Below are 10,874 nucleotides of genomic sequence, written 5' to 3' on the forward strand. Positions count from 1 at the left end.
CGGCTGCAACCCTGCTTGCTCAAAATCTATTCAAACATGGTTGTGCTTTGGGGAAATTATGAGGGGATCCCTCAGTATTTCGCCTGAGTCCGAAGAATCAGATTTTAATACCTTTATTTATCACAGAGCGCTCCCTTCTACTGGAACTGATTCAACTAATCCAAAGTCAACTTCAACACGAACGCCCAGTGTACGGCATGGAGAGAGTAAGTTAGAAAGGCTGTATTATCATTTATTAACCGACACACTATCAAATTGGCATTTCTCCGGAAAATCTATGTCGGCTGAACAGCACTTATTCAAACTTAAGAGGTCTGCCAATAAAATCCTCTTTGGAAGTAGTACTCTTGATAAATACATATTTATCGGACCAACAGGTTTGAGATACGCTTTTTCAAAACTCTATCGTAAAACCGGGGCTGGGTGGAAAGGCCCTGGACGCCCACAAGCATTTTGCATGTTCATCACCAATACTATTGAGTTAAAAGAACATTCTTTAGTAATTGATGACACGTGTCTGTCGTTTACCCGTTTGGTGAGCCCTTTAGCCAAATCGGCACTTAAAGAAGTGGAAGGACCTTATTTCGTCTTAGCAACCTTATGCCAAATGCACTCAGAAAGAATTAAGCTACACACCGTTTACATCCAACCAATCGTTTCATTGACAAATCAGGTACCTATTACTTCATCATTTGAACGCAAGGTTTTTACCGCACTAATATCTAAAATCGATAATGGCTCAAAACGTTACAGTATTCAGAAAATACTAACCACTCAGATGCAAAGAAACACTTCGGACTACTCCACGCCGAGCTTTATCTTGCAACTGAAGAATAATCATGGAAAAGTGATTTACCGGAGTATGGTTCAAATTGACGATTCGATTTATAACTTAGATAGATTTAGTCGCTCACCCATTTCTCTATGGCGTGTTAACCACTCAATGACAATATCCCCTGATGAGCCAATAGATATTGCCACAGAAAAGATTCTTTAAACTATACGAGTTTTGACGTTACTCGAGCTCATCCGGTCAGACAGAGATCGACGTTTAGGGAAAACAACTATCAAGAACAAAATCGGCACCGTTAAGCAAATTAGAGTACCGAACAAACGATACACATAAGTAGAAACCTCAACGTTCTCACCTTCTTTTCCTTGCACCTGAAGTTTGAATATTTTTTCCCCTAACGTCCTCTTCAAAAGTATGTATTGGCCCATCATCGTAAAGAAAAAGAACACATAGAAATAACCTATGCTTTGGATAGTCAACGCATTTAGTTCAAAGACGTAAAACTCTAAAATACCGAATAATAAGCTAATCAAACAATAGTCGGTTACAAATGCCAAAAATCTCTTTATCACGTACCAACTCCGTTTAATAAAATATGTTCTTTAACCCTATTGATACAATCAATGTAAACATCTTTGTCAGTCATATCATCGACTTCACCCTTCTTCTTGATGAGTGCTTTCATATCTGGGAACGACAAAACCTGTCCTAATGCAATATTCAATTCATCATAAGGTACTGAGTCACCTAATGCCTCTTTTACTTTTCTTCTGACATGAACATCTTCGGCATCACTTGCTAATGACCATACTAAGCCAGGAGGTAACACCGATACGATAGGTTGAATAATTGGCGCTTGTATTTTCTTCAGCTTACCTATGTACAAGATTCCGCGCCCCATGCCATTTAAAATTCCAGCTTTACCGACATACGATTCTATAGATTCAAACTCATCATCTGTTAGCTTAAACTGTTCCTTAATCACCCGTTCTGTACCTACACCTGGGATGTTGCAAATGAAGGTATTAGTAGCCAAGTCGCGAATAGATGGAGGGAAAGCTTCGTACATCTGTGTCAATAAAGTGATGATCTCACGATACTTACGCGCTGTTTTTACTTCTTTATCAAAGTTTTCATCTAACTCAGGACATTGAGCCTGTTCGTATTCGTCTTGGAAGTAATACTTGGGTAAAGGCTTTTTCGCTCGAGCAATTCGAAGTGCACGCTTATAAAACACAGGATCTGCATCATTTTTTACATCATCTTCATGTACCCAGAAATGCCTTTGAGCTAGACCTTTTGCAAGAATAAACCATGCATTTTTCATCGCTGCTGGGGCGGAATCTACAACTGGTTTAGCGTTTACAAACAGCATTGAAAGGTCAGAGTAATCTACCATCGGATATGAGCCTAAAATTGCGCTATATCGATCTGTCATCAGCTGCACTGAAGCACCAATTAGGTCCAGTAGTTTTTCTCCTCCAACTTTGAAAGAACCCATAGCGCTTTGCTGTTCAGCCGACTTTACCTCTTTGGGTAAGTCAGAGATCAGCGGCCAAATATACCTATGAGCTATTTTTGACAATCTTAGGAAATATTGTCGTTGAGCGTTAGATATACCTTCTTCATTCGATGCTTTGTATAGGGCATTACGGGCGTTTAGGTAGCTGTACGACGACTCGCTCTTTAAATGTTTTTGTACAAGATGGTGAGCAAGCTCTTTCTGTATTTTATCGACGCCGGGTTGCGAAGGGTCAATTTTCCTAGGCTGTGAAATAGCCTTTGCTACCATACTGTCAATTATTGCTGAAACACAGTTATCAAGTTGTACGTGGATTGGCTGTTTCGAGCCACCATTGACTATCTTAGTAACAAAAGCAGTCGCAGTGTTGTTCTCCGGCTTAGCCAATTTATTGTAACCATATTGTGGCTCAAGCATGTTGTAAGCGCTTGTCTTTTCATTGGCAAGACTGATTGCCCCTACTTTAGCTCTATCCTCTTTCTTCAGGTTTGCCCTAACAGTTTCGGCAGTGAATAATATTGACTCACCATAGTCGACCCCCGCAATAAGAGGCAACGATGTCGTTCCAGCTAAGAAATGCATTGCCCTGGTTAATACACCAGCTTGAACTGACTTACCAGAACCCATAGATCCACTAACTAAATTCAAGTGATGTGACTGTGTTGAATCAAAGTCAATAGGCCATGGCTTGCCATCAGGTGTGATATAGAGCAATACGCCGGAGTCCCACGGCGAGGCAGGACGTATGATTGGAGCGGACGAGAAGGCTGTTTCAATACTGTCATTACTCGCTCTCCCAACAGGCCTTGAGCTATAGCCAGGTAAAGAGGATAAAAGGCCCTCTATAGGAAATGAGCACATACGTTGCCTTTCCCCTCCCCAACCTCTAAGTGCACTTTGTACGGCTTTGAAACGTGTATTAGTTTCCGTTTCGTTATCACCCCAAACAGTCACCGACATATAACACTCTACTGCACACCCTCCTTCTTGAATGAACTTTGTTGTCTTATTACAGGCTTTCAGAATTTCACTTGATATTGGGTTAGTTTTAGCAACGAATGTGGTGAGACTCGATTTAGTCATTTTAGAGGTTTGTATACTTTGGGAGCCAGAAACCAGAGTGTACGATATACGCATAGGAACATCTCTGTTAACTCGGTTTATAAAACTCCTCATTAACATAGGCTCATCCCCGACTAAGTAACGCTCAAGCGTGGTATAGCAGTGACCATTGAAAAACTTAAAGTCAGGTCTTTTAGCATCCTCAAAAGGCTGTTCTACTATCTGCGAATGTATGGAGCTATGCCCAATCTCATCAGTATCAACCTTGTAGGTATGATTGCTCATTATTTTAGGAGATGATTCTTGTCGTGTGGATGGTTTCCAACGGTCCTGGTTTTCAAAGTCTCGGTATAGAAGATCTCTGATTTCCTTTAATGCACGATGAGACTCTAGTTTTTCGAATAGAACGTACTCAGAAAAAATATTAGTCATTTCTGTAACAAAAGAACGATGCTGGTCGTAAATCTGCATCGTTTCTACCCAGTGATTCTGGGTCTTAGAGCTACTGCTTAAACTGTGACCATATTCATCTGCCAATTTTTTTCTATTTTCATTACCCTCTTTGATGTTTGGTCTATCAAGAGTTTGGGGTGTCGTAGTCAATACAATATAGGTCATCTCTGGCTTAATTAGCTGAGAAATGAGGCTCTTTTCAGTCTTGTTTAACTTCTCATTTTGGTAGCCCATCGTTTTTGATACAGAGTCCACTGTATTAAGACACTTGTTCACAAAGCTCTCAGAACGACTTGAATCAATATCGATAACAAAATCTATTCTGTTTCCACTGTCTGTAAAATTTTGTCGAGCTCTACTTGCCATAAAGTCAAGTATGGCAAGCTCCTGCTTATTTGAGTAGAACCTGTAAGCCCCGTTCAACTTTAGTAGGGTAACCATTGAACCATCGTGAGTTAGCAGTGAGTGAGGGTCAATGCTTGATGTTGTTTCTAATTGACAAATCTCATAGGGTTTATAGGCGATTAGATTCGCTAAAAATGAAAGAGCTCCCATTAGATAGTTAACCTCTTTACTTTCTTCGCAATAACTGGTTGAGTATCCACTCTTCTTGTAGATAGGGCTGTGATTAATTCACTCATTTGAGCTTTCTTATCCGCATCATCTAGCTGTTCAATTTGATCTAGTTTAATGACATCCTGTACCCCAAACGAGTTATGAAACTGTGAGTTAAGCTTTCCGAACACATTCAAATCTTGAAGCTTTTTGTATGTCTCGGGCATTTGACCATCTGAGAAAATTTCTAGCGGTTCAATTTCCATTTTCTACACTCCGATATCTGGCATTGCGCCAAATTTTTCTGCAATAATATTGGCTTTTTTTACATCTTGGCTACTTAACCAAACCCTTGCCGCACCGACACCAAACCCACCGCCGACGAAACCTGCTTTCATAAACGCTTCCGCAAGTTTGGAGCAAATAATCCTGTCATATGCTCTGAGGTACACTCCCAGGCCAGTAGCTTGTTTTTGACTTCCTAAGTGGACTTTATCGGCTAAGGCACACCAAATATTTTCACTGACCACACCTTTAGAGTAACTATATCTATTTTTTGATAGGTCTATTTCAGGCCTTACATCCAACTTACCAGCATTAGTTTTCAGGCCTCCCAAAATTTCAACCTCACAGTAACGTAAAATATCAATAACCTCTGGAAGAGCAGCCCATATTCTCGTTGTAGATTTCACACCTTCGATTCCAAAGGTAAAACTTTGAGCTCGCTTTGGGTCGATAGACTTTACTTTGATATTTAGAATTGCAGCAGTATTTTTATGGAGGTTCTTTAAACCTATTATGACTTTTTCTGTATCAGGGAGTAGTACTTTGTTTTTATATCCAGCAACAATTGGCCCATCGCTACTAAACGTAAATTCTTCCCAATTGTTATCCAAAGGAAAGTTTTGATTCATTAAGTATTCGAAATGCGCAACCCTTGGTAAGGTATAATGATAGATCTTTCCGTTTGCAGACTTTACAGTACCTTGGAATGACTGATACGCATCATTTAATGCCGCTTTAGCTGAAGCGTCTGCGAGTTCACTTATATTTAGTAGTTCAGAAGGTAGGAACCCTTGTGATTCCAGGTATTGTGGGATTTCACCACCAAGGCGATATCGAAGGTAGTCCGGATTAAGTTCGAATTTACCCTGTAGATCTGCAGCAATTGACTGAACTAGCTTTGCTAAATGTTGAATACCTTCAATATCTTTTTTAACATTCAACTCCCTCATTATCTGTTGTAAAGACAACCTTAAATATTGCGACGAACGTAGGTTAGGTACTTTGTAGAGGGCTTCTTTTTGAAATATAGAGTGTTGAATGTTAGTTACCCAAATTGTAGACATCTCCAAATCAGAATAGGAACTAAACTCCTTCACCTTGCCATCGACACAAGAGAATCCACTCCTAGGTTTTTTTTCATCGTTGAATATCGCTACGCCATATGTGTTCATTAATATCCTATCCTTCTAAACTAGAGATATGGTTGTTCACTATTTCTGGCCAATTGTTTGGGTCATAGAAATCTGAAAAGAAGTCTTGGTTCCTACTCCACTCCTCTATCTCTCGAGAAAAGGGATCTGGAGTAAACAGCAACCTTAAATGAGGGTACTTTAACTGACGTTCGGAATACTCTTTGTCATCCATAGCACGAAAGTCTTCAGCTAGTGCCCTAATGTTGGTTATTTTGTACACTTGACTTACTTGCTGCGCCGTAGCAGAAAGGAGCTCGATCCAGAGCCCTGTATCGCGTGCAATACGCAGAAGCGTAGTACCGCATTTTTCTGGACCTTGGATTTTTGCTAAGTAATTTGCAACCCAAGATATTCGAACGTAAGCATTGAGCTCCTCCTGGGTCAAAGAGGGACAAAAAACTAAAGTGGCAAGTTTATTATCTGCAACAAAACCCAGATGTTCACACATATGACATAGAGGGCATTTACACTCAAAGTTAATGATTTCGTTATGTTTGTGATTCCCATCCTTGTGATGAACATGTTGATACTTTTCTGAACGAAAATGGCAATCAGTACATCGATAGTCAACATCTGATAAAAACTCCACCCTTTTTAGTTGAAAGTCTTTATCATCAGATGGTTCTGGTGGTTCTGATAAACGCCATTGATGGCTTCTACTAACACCTATGAACATTACTCACCTATATATGTCATTTGTGGATATTTTACAATACCCCAATTATCATAATAATTGGGATGATTAACAAGGAATAATTTGGAGAGGCGTTAAGTAAGCGCTTATACCAAGATCGAACTGAGTACTTTTCCGATTGATATCTTTATAACGTGGGCAGGTGAACAGTAGAGGATGGCGAGCGATTATGAGTAAAGATGTGGCTTCTTTCTTTTTCTGTTGCTTATAAATACTGATGTTTCGGGTTATCGATTTATGCTACGCCATAGCTGTTTAATAGTGGCATTTGTATGATGCTTGCGGTTAGTAAACCATTTCCGATACAAAACGCCATCGGTCGCACCGATATTACCTTGATTACCTGCTAACCAAGCTCTGTGCAACTCACTTCTAGCAACCAGCCGCCTAAAACTTCTTGGCAAGAAAAGCTGCTCATACCCAACAAAATAGGCTCGCTCGCATATCAGTTTATATACACTTGTCATACAGTTTTCCTTATCCAGTTAATGTTTCTTTTTAGGTTTCAGCAGCGTCTTAACTAGCTTATCTATCTTACGCTTCTGCTTGTACATGGGCGGTTGTATAGGGCAACATCTAAGAGATCACTTAGCTCTCCAACAGCATCACCAGTTTTAGTCGGGTTTACTGACCTTTAAGCACCACCCCCAGTTCTTCTAGTGGCCATACGAGTGTCTAGTTCTTATGTTGAACATGGCTCCCTCTTTGTTATCAAGTTGTTCTGATGGCATTAATCCATTTGAATCGCCTATTTTGACAGTTGTCATAAGCATGTAGGTGTAATTCAATACCTTTTACACAATCTAGTTGTTTACAATCTCATTTTTTGCCGTTTTTTCCGTAGATAAAACCATACACTGCAGTAATAAAAGCGAAAATGAAGAACCACATTAAATTTTCATTCTCGATTAGAGTTTCTAGAGAAAAATCTAGGACAAATCGGACTAAGAAATAGGCACTAGCAAGGGCTGAAACGTTAGTAATAAAGTCCGCGAACTTCCGGTGGTTAGGTTTTGGTTCTGGCATGTTTTTTCCAATGTTGATTACAGCCCATGTCTAGGGCTGTATTTGTACTGTTTCTCTGCTCGCTTTCTTAAGCAAACAGCCTCAAAAAAGTCACTTGTGCTACTAAGGTACTTTTGCTTATTACCCACTCCGATGTAGGCGACAAAGTAGCCATTGATCTGTTTCACTCCAGTCACACCAGTTTTGTTGCGGCGACTTCTAGCTAAATTTCTCTGAGCAACGCAGTTGTCCCCCTACGTAAATTGCTCCATTTATCATTTAGAGAATCACCATCTTTATGATCGATGATGAAATCAGGAAAATGACCAGTCATTATTGACCAAGCGATTTGACCAGATGTGTACTCTTTACCGTCAATGACAATTCTGCGCCACACGTTGCCTTTCTTCCGCTTGACGCATCCCGCAACTAGATTAGCTCGGCGGCCTCTGCCCAACTTTTTCCACTGGATGATGCCACTATCAGGGTCATAGGTGAGTTGGTTTCTAATCTAAGTTACTAATTCCAATACTATCTTCCAACGTTAAATTCGCTCTAAAACTGGCAACTGAAATGAGCCAGTTGCGCTTTGTAACCAAGCACGATGTATCTGAGTGCGAGCAAGTAGCTTCCTAACCAATTTGGGGACTTCTTTTTTGGCTTTATCGGCTTGGTTATATGACCAGATCTGCAATGGCTCGTAACTATCTCTATCCAGCAGGAACTACTCTTTATATCCAACTTTATTGGGATTTCTATTACCAAATCTCTTTCTAGCCAACCACATCCCTAAGAACTGGAGTACGACAATCAAGATCATCACTGAAAAAGCCATTTCACGATTAATAACGCCAACGAAAAGTAACACTAGACTTAATACAAAACCGATGACAATTGCTTGTAAATGGTGCTTATGTAAAGAGGTTCCTTTAGGTTGCCAATATCTAGCTAATATATTGTCTAACATAAGGTGTTACCTACATCTTGATGAGAGCGTTAAAGAATAGTTCTCCATCAGTGAAAGCATCTTGCAACGTCAAACCGTATGCTCTGTGCATCCATGCGGATTTCAGGACTGATAGCCTACACTTAACTTGAAATTCTGCTTCTTCTTTATCTAAATTTGGATACCCAGCAACCCCCAATAATAGGTCATGTATGCGCTGATTAGATTGGCTCAACTTGATTATAATTGAAGGAGTAGTGATATAGTTTAGTTTCTCTTTAGATACCTCAGTTAGCTCCAACTCTGTAGCAATCACATCAAACCATAAGGTAACTTGTTGTACGCAGATGGAGCTATCGGCATTTGTATATTCACTCAGGCTATCACTAATTTCTTTAGCTAATACTATTTTCATTTCTTGTTAGTCCTTGGTCGTTGTCTTAACTTTTTCTTTAAGGTCTGCGTTCTTATTTTTGAAGCATTTTTACGGTTCTAAAAGGTAAATCTAAGGTTTTTATGAGCTAATATGTTCCCTATCCTAATTAACCTACTTTTTTAGCTAAAGACTTTGCCAGTCCCTCGTTAACAAATGATTTCCAATTTTCTTTAGTTAGTTCTGCCTCGACAACTTCTTCTTCGACTAGCGAAATGATGATTTCTCGATTAATTAGGTTTGTAGCCATGTCTAAATCATGTAAACGAAGGAACGATGTTACACCCCACAGCTTATCTGAATGAAGTTCCAAGCTATCAGGTAGACCCATAAGAGCAGCGAAAGCAAAATCACCTTGTCTTAATCCCCTGCAATGCAAAACCATCATATCTTCAAATCCAAGATAGATTGCTTCTAATGGTTTATCCTCATCATCGTTTGGCTTTAGATGAACTAACCATTTATCCTGATGGACATCAACTAAGTGATTCATCCCTTCATAGTTTTGTAAACCTCGAAGGTTATTGGACATGAGCACACCGTAAACCAACTTTAGTTTTAAATGATCATCATTTAATGGTGTGTCAGGGTTTAGCACACCCTCCTCTCCACGATCTAGAATAGGTAACTCAGCAGCATCTACCAAAACAGCTAAATCTTTTTCGGTATGGGGCATCTGCCATACTGCATATTGCATTTCATTCTTTGACAAAGTTTGCACTCCAAGTTGTTATTACTACTTCTATCAAAGGCACTCAAATCAACCTGTTAAATGCCTTTTGCACAAGTTCGATTTTTCCAATACTCTCAAGTTACTTAGTGAGTGGGATAGAATTTGAATCCATAAAAGAATCAACCTGTTTAACCAAGTCTACTGCTGTCGGCTCTGTCTCTAACGTTGACCGAAGTTTGTTGATTGTTGAAACGCACTCCTGATTAACTTTGAGAGTAATTTCACCTAGGTTGTTAATGTTGGAGTCACAAGCCAATTCCAACTTTGCATCAAGTAAACTTAGCGCAATAGAATGACCTAATTCGATTACCATTTCTTCTTGAGTCGTTGCTTGAGCTTGCAAGGAAAGAGCAGCTAAGATCGTAGCTACTAACTGTATTTTCATATTTTCGATTTTCCCATTACTTCAGCGACAAAAAATCGCCTGTGTATTCATAGTTGACAAGCGCATGTAAATCTCGCCTATGAGAAGGCGTTGCTTCTTCTTTAGCTTGCTCATAAAACCACTTTCCCGCACCATAAAGATCATTGTTGATGTCTAGCCACGATACATCATATTAATTACCATCTTTTTTGTTGATGGAATCAAGACGCTCGTTCCAAGTTCAACCATCTACATGCTTCACCAAAGAACGCATGTTTTCCTTAGATTTTTCAGTTAATTCAAAAGCGAATGGGTTAGAGGTGTTTGATAGTTTATCTAATTCAAGGTCATCTCTAGTTTCAGTCTTACTCCTGTTTTAGTCTCCTATTTTTAAAAGTTCAGCGTTCACATACTGCCATGTTGTTGAGTTAAACCAGTTAATCGGATCTATTTCCCTGTCTGGAACCAACCAATGAAAACCATCTTTTAATGCTTCTTTGTCTAGGCAATACTTATTATTATCTAAGAACCTATCCCAAAAGGAATTGTCAGATAATACATAATGATAATTTATGAGGGCAACGTATGGCAGGTAATAAGTGGCAAATCAGTGATGAACTCTGGGAGAAAATGGCTCCTCTCATCCCGGAACATAGAACTCAACACCCGCTGGGTACGCACCGCAAGCGGGTTGATAATCGCGCTGCAATGAACGCCATTTTCTTCGTACTCAGGACGGGTTGCCAGTGGAATGCGCTAAATGCCACCGGTATATGCTCGTCAAGCTCTGCTCATCGCCGATTTCAGGAGTGGCGGGATGCTGGCGTATTTGAACG

At 39.8% G+C, this 10,874-nt stretch carries 14 protein-coding genes; 2 read left to right on the plus strand and 12 right to left on the minus strand.

All coding sequences use genetic code 11. The features are described from left to right. The coding region (locus R7035_RS24525) for a hypothetical protein (RefSeq protein ID WP_225462421.1) at positions 1-997 on the plus strand (997 nt) is incomplete at its 5' end. Here R7035_RS24525 and R7035_RS26230 read toward each other — a convergent pair. The 12 genes from R7035_RS26230 to R7035_RS24580 all read right to left on the minus strand — a co-directional run bounded on the left by R7035_RS26230 (position 994) and on the right by R7035_RS24580 (position 10,059). After that, complete coding sequence (locus R7035_RS26230; protein ID WP_025767057.1) at positions 994-1,365, minus strand: RDD family protein; 372 nt, start codon at positions 1,363-1,365, stop codon at positions 994-996. The genes R7035_RS24525 and R7035_RS26230 overlap by 4 nt on opposite strands. Next, a complete protein-coding gene (locus R7035_RS24530; RefSeq protein WP_203347281.1) occupies positions 1,362-4,385 on the minus strand; it encodes a hypothetical protein in 3,024 nt (1,007 codons plus the stop codon). The genes R7035_RS26230 and R7035_RS24530 overlap by 4 nt, the downstream gene beginning before the upstream one ends. After that, the gene (locus R7035_RS24535; protein ID WP_025634882.1) at positions 4,385-4,651 is read right to left on the minus strand and encodes a hypothetical protein; all 267 of its coding nucleotides are present in this window, start codon (positions 4,649-4,651) and stop codon (positions 4,385-4,387) included. Before R7035_RS24535 ends, R7035_RS24530 begins: the two co-directional genes overlap by 1 nt. Positions 4,652-4,654: 3 nt before the next feature. After that, positions 4,655-5,842, minus strand: a complete 1,188-nt coding sequence (locus R7035_RS24540; protein WP_025634881.1) for a hypothetical protein — start codon at positions 5,840-5,842, stop codon at positions 4,655-4,657. A 7-nt stretch (positions 5,843-5,849) separates the two neighbouring features. Continuing rightward, positions 5,850-6,539 carry an HNH endonuclease gene (locus R7035_RS24545; protein WP_025634880.1) on the minus strand — a complete coding sequence of 230 codons (690 nt, stop codon included), beginning with the start codon at positions 6,537-6,539 and terminating at the stop codon, positions 5,850-5,852. Between the two features lie 245 nt (positions 6,540-6,784). Continuing rightward, positions 6,785-7,024 carry a hypothetical protein gene (locus tag R7035_RS24550; protein ID WP_025767060.1) on the minus strand — a complete coding sequence of 80 codons (240 nt, stop codon included), beginning with the start codon at positions 7,022-7,024 and terminating at the stop codon, positions 6,785-6,787. Between the two features lie 352 nt (positions 7,025-7,376). Continuing rightward, complete coding sequence (locus R7035_RS24555; RefSeq protein ID WP_025767061.1) at positions 7,377-7,583, minus strand: hypothetical protein; 207 nt, start codon at positions 7,581-7,583, stop codon at positions 7,377-7,379. Between the two features lie 202 nt (positions 7,584-7,785). Next, a complete protein-coding gene (locus R7035_RS24560) occupies positions 7,786-7,959 on the minus strand; it encodes an HNH endonuclease (protein WP_140050538.1) in 174 nt (57 codons plus the stop codon). Between the two features lie 327 nt (positions 7,960-8,286). Next, on the minus strand, positions 8,287-8,529 hold the full coding sequence (locus tag R7035_RS24565) for a hypothetical protein (RefSeq protein WP_025767062.1): 243 nt from the start codon (positions 8,527-8,529) through the stop codon (positions 8,287-8,289). A 10-nt stretch (positions 8,530-8,539) separates the two neighbouring features. Next, the gene (locus R7035_RS24570; protein WP_025767063.1) at positions 8,540-8,923 is read right to left on the minus strand and encodes a hypothetical protein; all 384 of its coding nucleotides are present in this window, start codon (positions 8,921-8,923) and stop codon (positions 8,540-8,542) included. A 127-nt stretch (positions 8,924-9,050) separates the two neighbouring features. Beyond that, positions 9,051-9,653, minus strand: coding sequence for a hypothetical protein (locus R7035_RS24575; protein ID WP_140050539.1), 603 nt, complete (start codon positions 9,651-9,653; stop codon positions 9,051-9,053). A 100-nt stretch (positions 9,654-9,753) separates the two neighbouring features. After that, a complete protein-coding gene (locus R7035_RS24580; RefSeq protein ID WP_169567642.1) occupies positions 9,754-10,059 on the minus strand; it encodes a hypothetical protein in 306 nt (101 codons plus the stop codon). A gap of 564 nt (positions 10,060-10,623) precedes the next feature. On the opposite strand from R7035_RS24580, the gene R7035_RS24585 reads away from it, so the two are divergent. Beyond that, positions 10,624-10,874 (plus strand): transposase (locus tag R7035_RS24585; RefSeq protein ID WP_206937396.1); only part of this gene is annotated, 251 nt, incomplete at its 3' end.

Source organism: Vibrio sp. 1731 (genome assembly GCF_033339955.1).
GTDB lineage: Bacteria > Pseudomonadota > Gammaproteobacteria > Enterobacterales > Vibrionaceae > Vibrio > Vibrio alginolyticus.